At 50.3% G+C, this 18,974-nt stretch carries 17 protein-coding genes; 3 read left to right on the top strand and 14 right to left on the bottom strand.

The features are described from left to right. The first annotated feature begins 3 nt into the window (after positions 1 to 3). Positions 4 to 1,713, top strand: a complete 1,710-nt coding sequence (locus BUC02_RS04585; RefSeq protein ID WP_073319284.1) for an acyl-CoA dehydrogenase family protein — start codon at positions 4 to 6, stop codon at positions 1,711 to 1,713. 155 nt (positions 1,714 to 1,868) lie between these two features. Here BUC02_RS04585 and BUC02_RS04580 read toward each other — a convergent pair whose 3' ends face one another. Genes BUC02_RS04580 through BUC02_RS04565 form a run of 4 tightly spaced genes read right to left on the bottom strand, consistent with a single transcriptional unit; the run spans position 1,869 to position 3,098 of the window. Next, entirely contained in the window at positions 1,869 to 2,060 is a 192-nt protein-coding gene (locus tag BUC02_RS04580; protein WP_073056725.1) for a DUF3791 domain-containing protein, read from the bottom strand. Continuing rightward, positions 2,060 to 2,305, bottom strand: coding sequence for a hypothetical protein (locus BUC02_RS04575; RefSeq protein ID WP_073319281.1), 246 nt, complete (start codon positions 2,303 to 2,305; stop codon positions 2,060 to 2,062). The genes BUC02_RS04580 and BUC02_RS04575 overlap by 1 nt, the downstream gene beginning before the upstream one ends. Beyond that, on the bottom strand, positions 2,302 to 2,781 hold the full coding sequence (locus BUC02_RS04570; protein WP_073319278.1) for a DUF3990 domain-containing protein: 480 nt from the start codon (positions 2,779 to 2,781) through the stop codon (positions 2,302 to 2,304). Before BUC02_RS04570 ends, BUC02_RS04575 begins: the two co-directional genes overlap by 4 nt. Further along, a complete protein-coding gene (locus BUC02_RS04565; protein WP_073319275.1) occupies positions 2,778 to 3,098 on the bottom strand; it encodes a hypothetical protein in 321 nt (106 codons plus the stop codon). Before BUC02_RS04565 ends, BUC02_RS04570 begins: the two co-directional genes overlap by 4 nt. Before the next feature lie 207 nt (positions 3,099 to 3,305). On the opposite strand from BUC02_RS04565, the gene BUC02_RS04560 reads away from it, so the two are divergent. Continuing rightward, the gene (locus BUC02_RS04560; RefSeq protein ID WP_083564390.1) at positions 3,306 to 3,971 is read left to right on the top strand and encodes a DUF4230 domain-containing protein; all 666 of its coding nucleotides are present in this window, start codon (positions 3,306 to 3,308) and stop codon (positions 3,969 to 3,971) included. A 14-nt stretch (positions 3,972 to 3,985) separates the two neighbouring features. On the opposite strand, the gene BUC02_RS04555 is transcribed toward BUC02_RS04560, so the two are convergent. The 3 genes from BUC02_RS04555 to rpsB form a co-directional block, all read right to left on the bottom strand. Beyond that, positions 3,986 to 7,186 carry an EAL domain-containing protein gene (locus BUC02_RS04555; protein ID WP_073319272.1) on the bottom strand — a complete coding sequence of 1,067 codons (3,201 nt, stop codon included), beginning with the start codon at positions 7,184 to 7,186 and terminating at the stop codon, positions 3,986 to 3,988. 212 nt (positions 7,187 to 7,398) lie between these two features. Next, positions 7,399 to 8,280: a translation elongation factor Ts gene (gene tsf / locus BUC02_RS04550; RefSeq protein WP_072801121.1), complete on the bottom strand. Its 882-nt coding sequence runs from the start codon at positions 8,278 to 8,280 to the stop codon at positions 7,399 to 7,401. 1 nt (position 8,281) lies between these two features. After that, entirely contained in the window at positions 8,282 to 9,022 is a 741-nt protein-coding gene (gene rpsB, locus BUC02_RS04545; RefSeq protein ID WP_073319269.1) for a 30S ribosomal protein S2, read from the bottom strand. 177 nt (positions 9,023 to 9,199) lie between these two features. On the opposite strand from rpsB, the gene BUC02_RS04540 reads away from it, so the two are divergent. Further along, the gene (locus BUC02_RS04540; RefSeq protein ID WP_073319266.1) at positions 9,200 to 9,955 is read left to right on the top strand and encodes a flavodoxin family protein; all 756 of its coding nucleotides are present in this window, start codon (positions 9,200 to 9,202) and stop codon (positions 9,953 to 9,955) included. On the opposite strand, the gene BUC02_RS04535 is transcribed toward BUC02_RS04540, so the two are convergent. From BUC02_RS04535 to BUC02_RS04505, 7 genes are all read right to left on the bottom strand, one after another. After that, positions 9,952 to 10,593, bottom strand: coding sequence for a hypothetical protein (locus BUC02_RS04535; RefSeq protein ID WP_073319265.1), 642 nt, complete (start codon positions 10,591 to 10,593; stop codon positions 9,952 to 9,954). The genes BUC02_RS04540 and BUC02_RS04535 overlap by 4 nt on opposite strands. After that, positions 10,583 to 11,458 carry a hypothetical protein gene (locus tag BUC02_RS04530; protein WP_139261018.1) on the bottom strand — a complete coding sequence of 292 codons (876 nt, stop codon included), beginning with the start codon at positions 11,456 to 11,458 and terminating at the stop codon, positions 10,583 to 10,585. The genes BUC02_RS04535 and BUC02_RS04530 overlap by 11 nt, the downstream gene beginning before the upstream one ends. A 226-nt stretch (positions 11,459 to 11,684) precedes the next feature. Then, positions 11,685 to 12,065 (bottom strand): 30S ribosomal protein S9, encoded by a 381-nt coding sequence (gene rpsI / locus BUC02_RS04525; RefSeq protein ID WP_199220953.1) that lies wholly within the window; start codon positions 12,063 to 12,065, stop codon positions 11,685 to 11,687. Positions 12,066 to 12,106: 41 nt separating this feature from the next. Further along, the gene (gene rplM, locus BUC02_RS04520; RefSeq protein WP_073055384.1) at positions 12,107 to 12,535 is read right to left on the bottom strand and encodes a 50S ribosomal protein L13; all 429 of its coding nucleotides are present in this window, start codon (positions 12,533 to 12,535) and stop codon (positions 12,107 to 12,109) included. A gap of 252 nt (positions 12,536 to 12,787) precedes the next feature. After that, entirely contained in the window at positions 12,788 to 14,599 is a 1,812-nt protein-coding gene (locus tag BUC02_RS04515; protein WP_083564389.1) for an endo-1,4-beta-xylanase, read from the bottom strand. A 186-nt stretch (positions 14,600 to 14,785) separates the two neighbouring features. Next, the gene (locus BUC02_RS04510) at positions 14,786 to 16,651 is read right to left on the bottom strand and encodes an endo-1,4-beta-xylanase (protein ID WP_073319262.1); all 1,866 of its coding nucleotides are present in this window, start codon (positions 16,649 to 16,651) and stop codon (positions 14,786 to 14,788) included. 179 nt (positions 16,652 to 16,830) lie between these two features. After that, entirely contained in the window at positions 16,831 to 18,711 is a 1,881-nt protein-coding gene (locus BUC02_RS04505) for a cellulase family glycosylhydrolase (RefSeq protein ID WP_073319819.1), read from the bottom strand. Between the last annotated feature and the right edge of the window lie 263 nt (positions 18,712 to 18,974).

The raw sequence follows: 18,974 nt of genomic DNA, 5'->3' as shown, positions 1-18,974 counted from the left end.
GTTATGGCGAATTTTTACACAGACCATCCAGAGATTAAGTTCAACCTTGAAAGCTCTCCTTTGATGCAGCGCATCGTGGAGCTCAAGGAAAACGGCTACGCCGACAAGGACAGCTTTGACTACGCGCCGGAAGACTACGCCGACGCGATAGACAGCTACAACCGCGTGCTCGAAGTCGCAGGCGACATCACCGCGAACACCATCTTCCCGAACTCCGAAGACGTGGACGCCGAAGGCCCGCACTGCGAAGACGGCCGCGTGCGCTATGCCTCCAAGACCTACGAGAACCTGGAAGCCACCCGCAAGGCTGGGCTCAACGGTGTCACGATGCCGCGCCGCTTCGGCGGCCTGAACTTCCCGATTACCGCCTACACGGCCATCAATGAAATGATCGCCTCTGCAGACGCCGGTTTCGAGAACATCTGGTCCCTGCAGGACTGCATCGAGACCTTGTATGAATTCGGCGACGAGGACCAGCGTTCCCGCTTTATCCCGCGCGTGTGCGCCGGCGAGACGATGTCGATGGACTTGACCGAACCCGATGCCGGTTCCGACCTGCAGCGCGTGATGCTCAAGGCTACTTACAGCGAAGAAGACAAGTGCTGGTACCTTAACGGCGTGAAGCGCTTCATCACCAACGGTGACTCCGACATCCACCTGGTGCTCGCCCGCTCCGAAGAAGGCACCCACGACGGCCGCGGCCTTTCGATGTTCATCTACGACAAGCGCGACGGCGGCGTGAACGTGCGCCGTATCGAGAACAAGCTCGGCATCCACGGAAGCCCGACCTGCGAACTTGTCTATAAGAACGCGAAGGCTGAACTCTGTGGCCGCCGTAAGTTCGGCCTCATCAAGTACGTGATGGCCCTCATGAACGGCGCCCGCCTCGGCATTGCAGCACAGTCCGTGGGCATCAGCCAGATGGCCTACAACGAAGCTCTCGCCTATGCCAAGGACCGCAAGCAGTTCGGTCAGGCCATCGTGAACTTCCCGGCCGTCTACGAGATGATTTCCAACATCAAGGCTCGCCTCGACGCTGGCCGCGCACTCCTGTACCAGACAGCCCGCTATGTAGATATCTACAAGGGCCTCGAAGACATCGAACGCACCCGCAAGCTCACCGACGAGGAGAAGGCAGAACTCAAGCTCTACCAGAAACTCGCCAGCGCATGCACGCCGCTTGCGAAGGGCATGAACTCCGAATACGCCAACCTGAACGCCTACGACAGCATCCAGGTGCACGGCGGTTCCGGCTACATGCTCGAATACGCTTGCCAGCGCCTCTACCGCGACGCTCGCATCACCTCCATTTACGAAGGTACGACGCAGTTGCAGACCGTGGCCGCGCTCCCGCACATCACCACCGGCACCTACAGCCAGATGCTCGAAGAACTGGAAGCAGGCGAAGTGGCCGCCGAATACGAGAGCCTCAAGGCCCGCGCGAAGGCCATGGACGCGAAGTTCAACGAGGCAATCGAAGTCGTGAAGGCCGCGAACAACAACGAGTTCACCGACCTCTGCAGCCGCCACCTCTACGAACTCGCCGCCAACTGCGTGATGAGCCAGCTCATGCTCCGCGACGCCACCAAGGCACCTGAACTGTTCGAAAAGAGCATGAAGGTGTACCTGAACCTCGCCGAAGCCGAAGTCGCCAAGCACTACAACTTTGTGAAGAGCGTGAACGTGGAAGCGATGGAGAGCTACAGGAAGTAGGAAGTAGACAGTAGGCAGTAGACAGTGATTAGTGAATAATCGCGGTTACGCCGCCTACTAACGATAGTCGCGAAACCTACACTTTGTCATCCTGAGCGAAGTCGAAGGATCCAAAAAATTCAGCCCTGACTCATTGCGAGTCGGGGCTTTTTTGTTTACGCCAATATTTTATCTAAATCATCAAAAGCGTTTTCTATCGCTTCTGTATGGTATCGCTCATACATGCTGTAAACAAAATCCGTCTGCTTTTTCGCTTCAAGCTGCGCAAGGATTTTATTTGCAGTAGTTCCTTTATAGGCAGCATACTGCTCCATCAAGAAACTGAAGAATTCCATTTCTTTCGCCATCAGCACCTCTGGATGTAAATGGAATTGCGAGGATCTCCCGTTCTTTGTTCGGCTTCCCACATGTCAAAAATTCCGAAACAACTGAAATCCCACATCTGAAGTTCAGGATTGCACAACATTTCGTACGTCTTCGAAAACATGAATTTTTTGTACGCGTCCATGGCAGAATAGCCATACTTTTGGCTAATCATCTGCGAGACTTCACGGTCGTAGTAGTCTAGAATGAAGGGAAGAACTTTATTCATTTAGTTACCGCCTTCACAAATATAAGTTTTTGCAAGGCAAGTTCTGTACGGAAAACATATTGGTCTCGAAGCATTTGCGGCAAAAGCCTTTTTATCGTTTCGTCTTCATCATATATTCCCGCAAAATAGAGCGAAATGACGGGCATCGTCCTGTCGTTTGCCACGGGACCGATAATTAGGTCATAATCATTCTGAATATTCTCGTTCTTTCTGTTTGCCGTCACAAAGCGAAGCCATTCCTTGTCCGCACGCGGAAACTTCAGACACTTCAAGCCTGACAAATCCTGATTATCAAACTCATAAATTGAAACCGTCGGTGTCCCAGTCCCTTTCCGCTTAACGGTCAATTCAGACCAATTCTGTGCCTGCTCGCTACTTGTGGTAAAATAGAAGCCTGTCCCGAAATCCAATCTTCTGTCAGAAACAAGAATTTCAGATTTGGATACTGCGATGTTGCTACCATGATAAAGCTTCATTTAGTGACCTCACTTGCATCCTTGAGGATTCGGTTTTCGTAGCGCGCGCGTTGAATTTCCATCTCGGGCATTGGCTCAGGTTCGTTTCTTTTTTCAAAATCCTTGAGATCCAAATACGTTGAAATCCTTAGACGATTTTGAGATGATAAGCCCATGGCCGTTGCATAGACTTTTGCGTTTTGAATGATTTCTGCACCACAATCAATTCCTATAGAATTAAGATTATCCGGAATATAAGAGAAACCCAAGAAATAAACTCTCTGTGCTTTTTTCAGAAATTCTTGATACTTTACTTTTTCAGCATCTTCAGGATTCAAACGTTTTTCCGTTTCCAAGCAAAAAGAGCCGGGCGTTGCGGGCTGGCGTTTGAAGCCCGCAGTGGGGATAGCCCCGGAACAAGTCCGGGGCAGGCTCTAGACCCGGTCAGGGTGGGGCCGGGGCTGGAGCGAGGGGGATTCTTCCTCCTCCCATCAAAAATTTTCATTTCATGTACCCAAAGAAAAAATAGAATGTAGATTTAAATCATGAAATTCGCCTTAAAAATACTTGCAGTTCTGATTCTCATGTGCGCAACGGCTGTCGCAACCGCCTTCGCCATAAAGAAACTGTACGTTACGGAATCCCAAGGACCGCAAATTACAAGCGCATTCGTAGAGCAGCAAATCAGCGAAATTGCGGAGCTAGCAACACTCCACCACCACTACCGCAAAAACGCGAACTACCAAGACGCAAAGAAACTCTTGAAATACATGCCCGACTGGAGAATCAACAAGTCCATCAAGGAATTCATGCTGATTTACCAGGGCGATGTCAAACTCGGTTACGACTTGAAAGACATCAAAATCAATGTCGAGCCCATCACAAAGACAATCCTGATTTACTTGCCGGAACCAAAGATTCTAAGTCACAGCATTGACTTCGAAAGCATCGAAGTCTTTTGGGAAAAGAAGGGCTGGTTCAACGACATCAAATTCGAAGACTTCAAGCAATTCTTTATTGCCGAGCAGAAAAAATACGAAGAAGAAAACAGCGAAGAACTCAAGCGCAGGGCTCGCGAGCACGCCAAGCAAATCATACGGCTTTACCTAGGGTCAATCGTCAAATTCGCTGACCCCGAAGAGAACAGCGAACAGCCGTTCGTTAAAAGATGGCTAGAACCCAATGATGGCTACCACATTAACCTAGAATAGCGACTAAGTCGGTTCTACTTCTTTGTCGTCTTGATGCTGTCGTTTTGCAATTTCAGGATGATGTCGCCGGTTTCCGGGTCCATCATCATGTCGAAGCTAGAACGAATGGTAAACTTGTAGCCCGCGACGTCATAGCTTATGTCCAGCGAATGCACCACGCACTTGTTCATGTAATCGAGAATCAGCTTTTCACGGGTGTAATCCAACGCGTTCATGACATTGGTTTCACATTGCAGCATCAGGGAACTCAGGTACTTGTAATGGATTTCGTAGGTGTACTTGTCTTCGAGATCCTTGGGGATGTACGAGATTCCGCCCATGCGAAGCACCGGTGAATTCTTGGTCAGGTTCCAGAAAAGGAATCCTCGATAGCCCGGGTCGTAAGACTTCGTGTTTGTCGCGATTCCAGACGCCATGAATTTCGCGAAAGCCTCTTTACGGGTAAAGTACTTTTTCATCGCCATGTCATCTTCCGAAATGAACGCAGAGAAAATATCCCCGTACGGAGTTTTCTTGTAGAACTTACCCACATGATAGACACGCTTGATTCTACCCTTACCCGTTTTGGTGCGATAGGTTATCTGCTTTGTCACATCGTTCTTGTTCGAGAGCTGTTCCAGCAGGTCCTGATTAACAACCTTGTAATCTTCCGGAAGAATTGCATTCTTAAAGCGATCCCCCACAAATTCAGACAATTCCTCAACACTCTTGCATTCGAAAATGTCAAGCACGCAGCCGTTTACGTATAAGATCTTTCCGCTGCGGGCATTTAAAAGAACCACACCTCCTGGCACATATTCCATATAGTTCAAAGCAAGCTGTTGCAACATTTCGGCGTTCTTGATGGCGCCATCTATTTTTGCCTTGAGCATGCTCTTGTCCATAATGGGCAAGCGGATAAACTGGTATGCACCAAGACGAATGCTTTCCTTTGCAAGATCCAAATTGTCCGTCATCACGACAAAGGGAATCTGAAGATTGCTTCTCGCCTCGTGGAATTTCCGGATTATCTTGAAGCCATCCATTTTCGGAAGGACGGCATTCACCAGCGCAAGAGAAATCCTATTCCCGTATTCAAGCAGCAAGTTGAGCGCCTGTTCGCCATCTTCGGCAAGCAGCACGTGGTAATCCGATCTCAAAATACTTTCAAGGAACGCCCTCTCTTGCGGATTGGCTTCGGCAATCAAGACAGTCTTCGTATTCGCCGGAAGCGTAGCCTCCTTGCCGCGAGAAGAACTATCGTAAGCGCTCACATGCGTATTGCGGAAAGACAAGTCGTAAATGTGACATCCGTTATTGTCGGCAACCAGGCGCCCCTTCATAATGACGTACATGCCATGCGTCACATAGGTCACTTCACAGGGTGCCTCGTAGGCGGCCCTTTCTGCCTCGTGAAGTGTGTAGTACACCGGGTTTTCAGGATTGTTCGACGCGTCTTCGACGTCCTTGATGCTTTTAAAGCCGAGACTCATGAGCTGTTCTTCGTACTGCCGATTCACAAACAGGAACTTGAACTTTTCGTTCTCGTAAGACATGATTGCCCTAGGAGAATCTTCCTGGTAGTCAAGGCGTCCGATTTTAGAATACACGGCACGCGTGTTGCTATCTTCGATGACTATTCCCGAAGTCTCCATGTGCTCCATGGTAGCCTTCAACGGTTGCGGCTTTCCATAGTAGTAGCCCTGGACTTTTTCGCAACCGATGCTCTTCAGGAATTCCATCTGTTCCTTGGTTTCTACACCTTCGGCCAAGGTCTTTAACCCAAGGCTTTTCGCCATGCGGACCATCGAGCTGATAATGGTGCGAGACACATCGTTAAAGTTCGAAAGGAAGGCCATGTCGATTTTAAGTTCGTCGAACTTGTAGTCCTTGAGCGTATTCAGCGAAGAATAACCGCTCCCGAAATCGTCCATCCAGACTTCGTAGCCAACCAGACGGAATCGCTCAATTTCATGCTGGATATACGAATCCGACGCCATGATGCTTTCGGTAATTTCTACACGGATGTATTCGCGGTCAATCTTGTATTTTTGAAGAATGCTTTCGACTACCTCAAAAATATCGCAGCCGGTAAAGTCCAATCGCGAAAGGTTGAACGACACCGGAACCACAGGGTTGCCTTGGTCCAATTGTTCACGCATTTCTTCGCAAACAAGTTCTATCACGTGGCTGTCGAGCTTATGAATTTGCTTGGATTCCTCTAATGCGCCGATAAATTCGCCCGGGTTCAAAAAGCCCTGTTCCGGATCGATCCAACGGGCAAGTGCCTCCATGCCGCAGAACGTTTCCGAAATCGTTCGCACCACCGGCTGGTAGTAAACCTTGATGTAGCCGTTCGCAATGGCATCGTCAATGTGGTTTACCACGTAATTGTGCAACATGAGTGTCCTGTGCAGGTCTTCGTCATATTGCCGGATAAATTTGTCGCCTTTTTTCTTTTGAATGTTGCAGGCGAGTTTCGCCTTTTCAATCGCGTCGATAATATCGCTGTCTGTATCCGTTTGGCAAATGCCCACGTAAAGGTCCATCGAAATTTTCGAGATCGTACCCTTAACGTGTTTTCGAACTTCGCACAACTTTTCTTCGAGATTGACATTGTCTGTAACAACTATAAAATGGTCGTTCATGCCACGGCATACCAAGTCCTTCGCGAACTGCTTTTTCAGCATGGCCGCAAAGTGAATCAGGAACTCGTTTCCGGAGCTAAAGCCGTTGGCATTGTTGTAAAGTTTCATCCCGATAATGTCGAAGAAAACCACTGCAGGGGTTTTACCCGCATTCACAAGATCCTCTACATAGTTTTCGCCACGGATGCGGCAATACCCCGGATTCGGGAGCCCAGTCAATGGGTCGAAGAAACGGTCGGAATGGTCGTTCACTCGCATGAAAACGGAACGCTTGCCATTCCAGGAAATCTGTGACGCCTCTACAACCAGGTCTTTTCCCGAATACGGGCAGCGAATAATCGTCACCCCTTTTTCAAGGAGTTCTTCAACAAACAAAGTATTCTGTTCGTTAGCAGGAAAGAAATACTCTTCGAACTTGATTCCCGGTTCATAGGGTCTTTTCGGCTTCCAAAAAAGAGAAATAGAAGGATTCACCATATAGATTTCGTGCGATTTCGCATCGAAAATCACAAACGGGTCCACCTTGGCCGTATTCAAAAGTTCCACGACTACCGACGCGGGAATGTCGGATTTCTCACGCAAAGTCATTGCTCCCACCTTAATTCACATTTTCTTTCTCCTTTAAATTAATTGAATATTTGCAGAAATGCAAACCTTTTTTCATGTTTTGACATGTTTTTTCGTTGTTTGCGTATATAAAAAGTCGCTCCCGCGAGGGAGCGACCAATTTAGTTTCTCTAGCACACAGCGTTTTCAGCAGAGGCATCACTGTCTACTGCCTACTTCCTACTGTCTACTAATTAGTTACCGCGTTCGAAGCGGATGAAGTTCACGACCTTCAAGCTGGAAAGACCGAGCTGCTTGGCAACGACTTCCTGGAGGTAGTCCTTGACGCTGAGCTTCTTCGGGTTCTTTTCGGACATGAAGAATTCCTGGTCTTCGAGAACGATTTCCTTGAGCACCTTGGCGACGCGACCGTCGATCTGGCGCTGCAGGAATTCAGGCTTCGGAGCCTTGCCGGAAGCTTCGATCTGAGCCTTGGCAATTTCCTTTTCCTTTTCGATCGTTTCAGCCGGAACTGCAGCATCGTTCAATGCAACCGGAGCGAAAGCAGCGGCCTGCATGGCGATGTCCTTAGCGGCAGCCTTGAGGGCAGCTTCGTCGGCAGAGCCTTCGTAAGCGAGTTCGGTGATCACACCGATCTTGCCCTTCATGTGGCTGTAAACGCCAAACACGGAGTTTGCAGTCTTCTTCATTTCGGCGAACTTGCGGAAGTCGATGTTTTCCTGGATCTTGACGAGCACGTCCTGGAGCACATCGTTGATCTTCTTGCCATCAACAACGGCGTTCTTGAGGTCTTCGACAGAGGCGATAGCCTGAGTTTCGACAGCCTTCACAGCCATGTTGGCGAGAGCGACGAAGTCGTCGTTGTTGGAAACCGGTTCAGTTTCGCAAGAGAGTTCGAAAGCAGCAGCCTTGTCAGCGGTTTCGATGAGGTAGATGCGGCCTTCCTTAGCGGCCTTGTCGGCGCGCTTGGCGGCAACAGCAGCACCCTGCTTGCGGAGGAGTTCAACGGCCTTGTCCATGTCGCCGTCAGTTTCGGTGAGGGCCTTCTTGCACTGCATCATGCCCACGCCAGTCTTCTGACGGAGTTCGTTAACGAGGGAAGCGGTAATCTGCATATTACTTTTCTTCCTCGCCGTTGTCGAACTTCTTAGCTTCTTCCTTGTCGGCCTTCTTGTCAGCAGTACGCTTCTGGACGTTGGCTGCGATGTAGTCGACGATGAGCGTGAGAGACTTCACGGCGTCGTCGTTAGCCGGAATCGGATAGTCCACGAGAGTCGGGTCGACGTTCGTGTCGCAAATGCCGATGATAGGAATGTGGAGGCGGCGAGCTTCAGCCACGGCGATCTTTTCGTGAGCGAGGTCGGTCACGACGAGGAGGCCCGGGAGGTTCACCATTTCACGGATGCCACCGAACACGGAAAGGAGCTTTTCGCGTTCGCGGTTCTTGTCGAGGACTTCCTTCTTGGAGAGAGCCTGGAAAGTACCATCAGCTTCCATAGCGTCGATCTTGTCAATCTTCTTGATGGACTTACGAACGGTCTGGAAGTTCGTGAGCATACCACCGAGCCAGCGGTTGGTCACGGAGAACTGGTTGCAAGAAGCGGCAGCATCGAGCACGCACTGACGAGCGGTCGGCTTGGTGCCAACGAAGAGCACGGTCTTGCCAGATTCAGAGATCTTGGCAGCGGCCTTGGCAGCTTCTTCAAGGAGTTCACGAGTCTTGGAGAGGTTGAGAACGTAGATGCCGTTCTTTTCAGCCAAGATGTAGGGTTTCATTTTCGGGTTCCAGCGCTGAGTCTGGTGACCAAAGTGGGAGCCTGCAGCAAGCAGATCTTCGACAGAAGGCAGATTTGCCATAATGTATTTTCCTTTTCGGTTGTTACTACCCGGACTGCAATTAAGCCGCGAAGCGATGCCCGAACCTAGGGGTGTGGACCTCGCCACCGAAGCGACTCTCGCAAGCCGGTGATTGGTTTTACTCGTGCGTAATTGCCCGAGCGCGCGTAAATGTAGAAAATTTCTAAATTTGTGTCCATGTCTGAAAAGAAGAAAGTATTGATTATGGTCGCAAGCCCGAAAAAGGAGCGCAGCGGAACCCTGATTCCGACCAAGGCGTTCGTAGAAGGCCTGGAAGAAAGCGGCCAGTACGAGTCTGAATACCTTTTTATTGACCGCCTGAATATCAAGCCCTGCCGCGGTTGCCTCAGCTGCTGGGGACGCCCCGACGGTAGCTGCTTTATGAAAGACGACGACATCCCGATGGTACGCGAAAAGCTCATCAATTCGGATATTGTCATCTGGAGTTTCCCGCTATTCCTTTTCAGCATTCCGGGTCAGATGAAGGTTCTCATGGACCGCATCGTGGGCATGGTTCACCCGTACATGGGCCAAAAGCTAAAAGACGGTGCGAACGCATTGAATTCGCACTTGCACGGGCTACAGTTCCAGAAAGAAGGCCAGAAGATCATCCTGCTTTCGAGCTGCGCCTGGATGGACCTGGACGTAGTCTACGAACCAATCCGCAAGCAGTTCGACATTATCTTGGGGCATGAGGGCTACACGCTCATTGCCTGTCCGCAGATGCGCGCACTCGACCACCGCGGTGGCCCGCGCCGTTTGAACATGCTGCGTGAAAAGTACCGTAAGGGCGGCGAAGAACTCGCCAAGACCGGCAAGCTTTCGCAAGAAGCCATCGATTCAATGCAGAAGCCTATCTTTAGCGAAGACGCCTACGTGACGCTCGTGACCGAATTCGTCACGCACATGTTCGACCGAGACGACAACTTCTAGTTGCGCTTCTGGCCGAACCAATAAGTCATGTAAAGGCGGAATCGCAGTTCGTTGATGTCCACAGACTTGTATTTGCCGGTTTCCTTGAACATCCCCAGGAATTCGTAACCGGTTCTTAAGCCGAATTCAATGCCGTCATATTTCCAGCCAAAAGCGAACATCGCATCAAACCAAAAATCGTTCGCATAGTCTATTTCATCATCTGAGTAGATTTCATCGTCGTCTAATTCGACTTTTTCTTCGACAAACGGGAACCGAAAACACGGGCCCACCGCCACAAAAAAATTGTCCGTCGCAAAATAGTCCCACAACACGGTAATTTCCCAAGCATTCGTCATGACAGAATCCTTAACCGTGCGGTGCTGGTATTCATATTCGCTAGAAAAACCGAAAGCACCATCGACACCTAGATCCACAAGCACCGACATTCTGCTTGCCACAGGGAACGCCATTCGGAAAGCAACACCACCCCCAGCCGACCAGTTGTCGTCGTAAAGGTCAGCGTCTTCCCCGGTCATATAAGACGGTCCAAGGCCCAACATGATGCCCATGCTGAATTTCTGGAAAGCCCCGACACCAGCCAAGGCGGGAGTTGCGAGAAGCAAAGACAGAAGAATGATGACAATTCTATTTCGCATAGCTCTCCACCGGGATTTCAACGGCACGATCATTCACTCCGCCAGACAGAATAAGCGAATCGGGAAGCGGATTTACATTCAAGTACACGATTTTCTGAACGGGCACGTTCAAGAATTGCGCTATCTTAAAAGATTCCTTCGTTTCAAAATTGATGTCCATGGGTTCCACGGCAATTGCCCCCGGTTCTACGGCCCAGTAATGTTCGGTATACGAAGTATCTACCAGAGTCACGGATTTCTGCTGAACAGTATTCGCATTATTTTTTTCGAGGACGGCACTTATATCTATAGAAAGTGCGGCACGATTTTTCTTGGCATCCGAAACAGAAAAGCTGATTTTTCCATTTTTGTCGGCATAAAGAACGTCTTTAATGACAATGGTCGTGTCATGCTTAACCCACTCGTCTCCAACATAATAGCCCGTCAGCGAAACCGTATTGATAGAGTCTTTCGACTTGTTCAGGTTCATTACGGACGGCACGTATGTATCTCCCTTCATGTAAGGAATATCATCCTGTAAATACGACATCAGGGATTTAGTCTCTCCCGTATTCTCGTTCTTGACTTGCAACGTAAGGAACGAGGCTCCCTTAAACCCATAGTAGGTATCAAAATAGGAACAGCCCGTATTAGGGCTACAGCCACTCAGTTCGGATTTTTTCAACAAAAAATTGCCCAGTACGATTCCGCAATTTTTCGACTTGGAATCAACGCGGCAACGCAATGCAAAGTGAATAGAGGAAAAGTCCGTAAGGAGCACCTCATTTTCCTTTTCTTCCCAGACGATATAATGTTTATCACCGCTGTCCAGGCCACAGGCCGCAAGCAAAAAAGAAACAGCAAATAAGAAGGCTAATTTTTTCATCCAAATTAAATATAAACTAAAATGCACAGAAAAGAACAGTTATTTACAAAAAAAAGGCCTCCGCAAAGCGGAGGTCTTGTGAGCCTCAAGCGATTCGTATCAACGAATCGTGGAGGCGAAAGTGAGGCGATATCATATTCCTGGATTTGCAACAGAGCCGAACGGTCTTGTAATAACAGAAAAACCCTGGCATAGCCAGGGTTTTTCGTAATAGCAATTTCGCAGATTAGCGCTTGCTGAACTGGAAGTGCTTACGAGCCTTCTTGCGGCCGAACTTCTTACGTTCAACGGCACGAGAGTCGCGAGTCATGAGGCCTTCCTTCTTGAGGGCGGGCTTGACTTCGGCGTCGTTAGCAACCAGGGCACGGGCAATGCCGAGACGGACAGCGCCCATCTGGCCAGCGATGCCACCGCCACGAGCGGTAACTTCGACGTCCCATTCTTCCGCGTTGCCGAGGATGGCGAACGGAAGGTTAGCGATCATGTTCTGCACTTCAGAATGGAAGTAATCCTTGAAATCACGACCATTGATAGTGCGCTTGCCGGAACCCGGCTTCAGGATCACAGCAGCGATGGCGTTCTTGCGACGGCCAGTGCCGCGGTAGATCTTCTTAGTTTTTGCGGTAGCGATAGAGGTATCCTCCGTTCTTAAAGTTCTACAACTTCAGGTTTCTGCGCGGCGTGCGGATGTTCGGCACCGGCATAGATTTTGAGCTTCTTGATCATCTTGTGACCGAGAGCGCTGTGCGGGAGCATGCCCCAGATGGCAGCTTCGAGCGGTGCAGTCGGGTGCTTTGCCAAGAGGTCGGCAAAGTTGATCCAGCGTTCACCGGCGATGTGACCGGTGTGGTGGAAGTACTGCTTCTGCAGAGCCTTGTTGCCGGTAACAGCAACTTTTTCAGCGTTGATCACAACCACGAAGTCGCCAGTGTCGACGTTCGGGGAGAAGATGGCCTTGTGCTTGCCCATCAGGAGCTTTGCAACTTCAGAAGCAACGCGACCCATAGGCTTATCGGCGGCGTCCACAAGCTTCCACTTGCGTTCGACGTTCTTCGGGTTTACCGTAATGGTCTTCATGTAAATCCTTTTTGAGTTATTCCGGAGCAAAGTCGCCCCGTGAAATGCTGCGCTAAATTTAGAAGAAAAAACGCGGCTTTGCAAGGGTAAAAAAGTACGATTTTTCGAAAAATCTGCGCCACTTTAGGCATTTTTACTCTATCAATTGATAGAGTTGTATTAATTGACAGAATTAATTTCGCTTTTTTCGGAAAAAACAAACCCCGAAGCGTCCGCTTCGGAGTCCGTTGTTTGGTGTATTGAGTACTCTAATTATCTCGTCACTCTTACAGACTGCATCTGGCCAGTGGTGCGGCTGCGGAGGTAGTACACGCCGGAGTTCTTGACTTCGTTAGAAGTCTTGAGAATTTCCTTGGCGGCATCGAATCCGTAAGCTGTGAGCACACCCATGTGGACACCGTTCTGGTCGAACACGTGGTAATCCTGGCGGGCATTGTTGTCGAGCTTGAGTTCCTGCTGCACAAGCATCGGGTCATCTTCACCCGGTTCGTCAACGACATCGCCCTTCACGAAGTTGATGTAGTCGATATCAAAGTATTCCTGGGTCACGTCGAGGCGGAGCACATGCTTGCCGGCCGGGAGAGTTACCTTCTTCTTCACGTCGGAGAAGTCGTCGTAGCTAGAACCCGTGACCGTGAATTCGGCAAGGGACTTGCCGTCGAGGGAGAGCGTGAATGCGCCCGTGCCTTCGGTAGCAACAGAAGCGACTGCAGTGTAATCGCCAGCTTCGGCAACGTTGATGGTGTATTCATACCAGTCACCCGTATTGTTGTAGCCGAGAGCCACGCCAGTAGCCTTCTTGTAAAGGTCTGCACCGGTATCCTTACGGTAGTCGCTATCGCCATGGTTTTCGGAATCGTCGCCATAGGATTCGTTGCTTGTACCATCTTCGTTCTTGCCCTGGCCCGGCTTGTCGAAGTCTTCAACTTCAATCTTACCCGGAACGGCAAGTGCAGAGCCCTTGAACGGTTCCTGCGGAACAGGTTCAACCGGAGTGACAACGCCAGTGTTGAGGCCGGTGGTGTTCACACCCTTGTTCTTGGAGAGGTAATCCTTGAGCCAAGTCATGGCAGGACGGTCGCCGCCGTTATCCTTGATGATACCGGAGTTACCGTTATTGATCCAGGTTGCACCATAGACATAGCCCCACAAGGTAATGCCTGCAACATGTTCGTTTTCCATGAAGTAGGAAATCTGTTCGGAGTAGCACTGCTTCTGGATATTGTCGTTATCGGTACCGATATCGTATTCAGAGATGAACATCGGAGTCTGAGTCTTGTTCCAAATTTCGCTAACAACACTCTTCAAGGTGTTGATGTTCAAGCAGGAGCCGCCACCACCGGTACCGCCAGCGCCACCGCCCTGGCTCATCATGTCGTGAGCCTGCAAGCCGTAAGCGTCCACCGGAGCACCGTTTTTCTTGATGGTGTTGATGAGGTTAATACCTTCATCCTTGTTCCACTGAACGGTATTATAGTCGTTATAAATCAAGATTGCCTTCGGCCAGCGTTCACGGGCCATCTTGAAGGCCGTGGTCACGAACTGGTAGTTACCGCCGTTATCGCCACCGAGAGCACCGATGATGTTGTTGTTCTTGCCGTAGCCGGAGTGATAGTTGTTGTTACCCGTACGGATAGCTTCGTTCACCACGTCGATCATTTCGAGATCGGGGTAATGCTGCTTGACTGCATCGAACCAAGCGGTAATCGCCTTCTTGGTTTCGTCAACGCTAAGGCCGTTCAACCAGTTAGGATACTGGGAGCCCCACACCAGAGCGTGGAACTTGAAATGGCCACCGTTATTCTTTGCCCAGTTATAGGCAGCATCGCAACCAGACCAGTTGTAACGACCGCGGGTGCCTTCGATAGAGGCCCACTTACATTCGTTTTCAGCCGTAATCTGGTTCCACAACTTCGTAAAGTCGCTACGAACCTGGCCACGCGTTGTAATGTTACCGACGAACTTCGCTGCACCATCGGCCAAGCCGGGTCCCGCGAAGGAGAAAGTTGTTGCTGCAAGAGCAAACGCAGCAACTTTCGTTGCTGTAGAGATTATCTTTTTCATATCCACACATCCTTTTGATGGTTTTCATCCCAAAAACCATTATTAATATATTCCCTAAAAAGGACGTTTTTTCACGAAAAAAGGGGATTGTCATGGACAATATATCCATAGAAGCGTAAACAAAAGAAAACAAGCCCCGGAGCATTCGCCCCGGGACCCGTTGTTTGGTGTATTGAGTTTTGAAATTTACCTAGAAATTCTCACAGACTGCATTTTTCCGGTCCAGCGGTTACGCAGGTAGTAGATACCGGAAGCCTTGATGTCGCCCGTGTTCTGGAGAATTTCGGCAGCGCCATCGAAACCGTAGGCCGAAAGCACGCCCAAGTTCACGCCATGCACGTCGAACACGAAGTAGTCCTGCAGGCCGTTTTCATCGATCTGGATGCTCGGCTGGACAAACATCGGATCATCTTCGATTTCAATCGGTTCGGGGTCGGTAGCATCTTTACCCTTCACGAAGGTGAAGTAGTCGATGTCGAACCAGGAGCCAGTCACCGTCATGCGGAGGATATGCGTGCCGGCCGTGAGGGACACGTTAGCCTTGACCTTGTTGTAGTCGTCGTAGTTTTCTTCGCCGGACTTTGCAGCAGGAACAGTAATCACGTTGGTGAGTTCCTTGCCGTCGATAGAAAGCTGGAAGCTGGAAGTCGAACCTGCGGCAGCCACGGCTGCGAACATGGTGTAGTCGCCCGATTCTTTTACGTTCACGGTGTATTCGAGCCAATCGCCTTCGCTGTTGTAGCCCACGATGATGCCGGTAGCCTTCTTGTAGAGGTCGACACCAGTCGTGTCCTTGCGGTAATCCGTCACGTCGCCGTGATTTTCGATATCGCTTTCGCTGTAAGAGATGTTGCTCACGCCATTGGTTTCGCCGATACCGGAAATATCAAAGTCTTCGGCTTCGATTTTGCCCGGGATGTCGAATGCAGAGCCCTTGAACAGCTTGCGCGGCACAGGATCGACCGGAGTGAGCACACCCGTCTTGAGGCCAGTCGAGTTCACGCCCTTGTTCTTGGAGAGGTAATCTCTGAGCCAGGCCATGGCGGCGCGGTCCTTGCCGTCCTTGATGATGCCGGAGCATCCGGGAGCCTTTCCGTTACAGTCGAGCCAGGTGTGGCCATAGACATAGCCCCACAAGGTAATGCCCGCGACATGCTCGTTTTCCATGAAGTGCGTAATCTGTTCCTGATAGCACTGCTTCTGGATATTATCATCGGTAGTCGCAATGTCGTATTCGCTGATGAACATCGGGGTCTGGGTCTTGTCCCAGATTTCCTTGGTAATGCTCTTGAGCGTATTGATGTTCAAGCAGACGCCGCCGCCACCGGTACCGCCCTGGCCACCGCCCTGGCTCATCATGTCGTGGGCCTGCAAGCCGTATGCGTCGACCGGAGCACCGTTTTTCTTGATGGTCTGGATAAGCTGAATACCCTGGTCCTTGTTCCACTGGACGGTGTTGTAGTCGTTATAAATGAGGATAGCCTTCGGCCAACGTTCACGGGCCATCTTGAAGGCGGTCGTTACGAACTGGTAATTGCCACCGTTATCGCCACCGAGTGCCGGAATGATGTTGTTGTTCTTGCCGTAAGGAGAATGATAGCTGTTGTTGCCCGTGCGGATAGCTTCGTTCACCACGTCGATCATTTCGAGATCCGGGTAATGCTGCTTGACCGCATCGAACCAGGCGGTAATCGCCTTCTTGGTTTCTTCTGTGCTAAGGCCATTGAGCCAGCTCGGATACTGGGAGCCCCACACCAAAGCGTGGAACTTGAAGTGACCACCGTTCTGCTTTGCCCAGTTATAGGCAGCATCGCAGGCGCCCCAGTTGTACTTGCCGCGCTGACCTTCGACGGAGCCCCACTTACAGCCGTTTTCAGCTGTCGCCTGGTTCCACAGTTTGGTAAACTGGTCATTAGGACCAGGAGCCGTGCCAGACTGAGTGATGTTACCGATGAACTTGGCCGCGCCATCGGCAAGGCCGGGGCCAGCGAACGACGGAACGGCACAAGAAAGTGCGACCGCCAAAGCAGAGAAAGAAAGTTTCTGTTTCATGAAACCACATCCTTTTTTAAAGTTACACCATGCTCCTATAAAATTATCCTGAAACGCACGAAATAATCCTAGTCGGAACAGTGATTCCATGGACAATATATCCACAATGACGTAAACAAAAAAAACAAGCTCCGGAGCGTTCGCCCCGGAACCCGTTGTTTGGTGTATTGAGTATTAAATTATCTAGAAACTCTCACGGTATGCATCTTGCCTGTAGTGCGGCTACGCAGGTAGTAAATGCCCGAAGACCTGATGGCGCTAGAAGACTTGAGCAGGTCGGATGCGGCATTGAATCCATAGGCCGAAATCAGGCCCAGGCGGTTACCTTGCATGTCGAACACGTAGTAATCTTGAAGCTTGTCGTTCGTGAGTTCGAGGTTCTGGCCGATAAAGGTTTCCTGGCCCGGATTTTCGATCGGTTCGGGGTCAGTCGCGTCCTTACCCTTCACGAAGGTGAAGTAGTCTACGTCGAACCAGGCGCCCGTTACGTCCATGCGGAGAATGTGCTTGCCTGCCGGGAGGGTCACGTTGGCCTTGACCTTGTTGTAGTCGTCGTAATTTTCTTCGCCTTCCTTGGCGGCAGGAACCGTAATCACGTCGGTGAGCGCCTTGCCATCGAGGGAGAGCTGGAAGCTGGAAGTAGAACCTGCGGCAGCGACGGCGGCAAACATCGTGTAGTCACCAGCATCACCCACGTTCACGGTCCATTCGAGCCAATCGCCTTCGCTGTTGTAGCCCACGATAACGCCGGTCGCCTTCTTGTAAAGGTCGACACCGGTGTCCTTGCGGTAGTCGCTATCGCCGTGATTTTCGGAATCGTCGCTATAGGACTGGTTGCTCGTGCCGTCTTCGTTGACGCCCTTGCCCGGGATATCGAAATCTTCGGCTTCGACTTTACCCGGAATGGCAATCGGTTCTCCCTTGAACGGAATCTGCGGTTCGGGTTCAACCGGCGTGAAGGTCACATCGTTTTTGCCCTTGCTTAAGTTGTTTGCAAAGTATTCTTCGAGCCAGTTCATGGAAGCGCGCTTGCGGCCATCTTTTTCAATAAGGCCGGTGTTTGCAACCCAAGTAGAGCCGTTGATATAGCCCCAAATGGTAATACCCGCGACCCAGGGAGTTTCCCACATGAACGGAATCTGGTTTGCGTAATCGTTTTTCTGTTTGGTATCGTCCGCTTCGCCGATATCGTATTCCGAAACGAGAAGCGGGAGGCCCGTCTCGTTATGGATTCGAGTCATCTTGCTTTCGAAATCGTTCTTGCTCATGCCCTTACAGTCGTGAGCCTGCTGGCCGTAGGCATCGACCGGAGCACCATTCTTAACGATGGTCTGGATGAGTTCGATACCTTCGTTGATCTGCCAGGAAAGCGTATTGTAATCGTTATAGATGAGCACGGCTTTTGGCCAGCGTTCGCGGGCCATCTTGAAGGCTGTCGTGATAAAGTCGTACTGGTGCTTGCCATTTACAACGCGGTCACCGCCGAGGGCTTCGATAATGTAGGAGCCGCCGCATTCGGTATCGTCGGTGCTGTGGCCTTCGGCACCTGCAGCAGGCTTGCCGTAACCAGAGTGGTAGTTGTTACCCGCCCAAATGGCTTCGTTCACCACGTCGATGTATTCGAGGTCAGGGAACTTGGCCGCAACGGCATCGAACCATTCGGTAATGTACTTTTTGGTGAGTTCTACGGTAATGCCCGGATTTTTCTTTTTGCAGAGGAAGTTCGGGTACTGCGAGCCCCAAACGAGAGCGTGGAACTTGAAATGGCGTTCACCCGGTTTTTCCTTGGCCCACTTGTAGGCGCTTTCGCACTTGTCGAAGTTGTCCCAGGCGAACTTGCTTGTACCGCTGTTGCCGTTAGAAAGGGAATGGATGGAACCCCACTTACAGCCGTTTTCGGGAGTAATCTGGTTCCAGTATTGGGCAAAGTCGCTACGAATCTGGCCACCCGTAGTAATATTGCCCAAGAATTTTGCACCGCCATCGGCGAGAGCGGCATTTGCCATGGTCGCAAAGCCTGCAATGGCTGCAATAGCAAGAGAGAGGGGTAGCTTTTTCATAACCAACATCCTTTAAAAACGTGAACACCATAGGTAAAAGTACCTTACAAAAAGGGGAAATTACCTCATCAAAAGCAAGATTCCTTGGACAACAAATCCATGCTTTTCAAATAAAGAAATGCGCACAAAACGCTTTTTACACGGAAATGTGTAAGATTTATTCGTGGTTTAGCAAACTTTACGCAAAATATATTGCATTTCAGCAATAAATGTGTAAATTTATTATGGAGTGAAAACAAAAGGGTATCATAAAAAAGGAGTAT

The organism is Fibrobacter sp. UWOV1 (assembly GCF_900142495.1).
Taxonomy (GTDB): Bacteria; Fibrobacterota; Fibrobacteria; order Fibrobacterales; family Fibrobacteraceae; genus Fibrobacter.
This window is presented reverse-complemented; position numbering and strand designations above follow the sequence as displayed.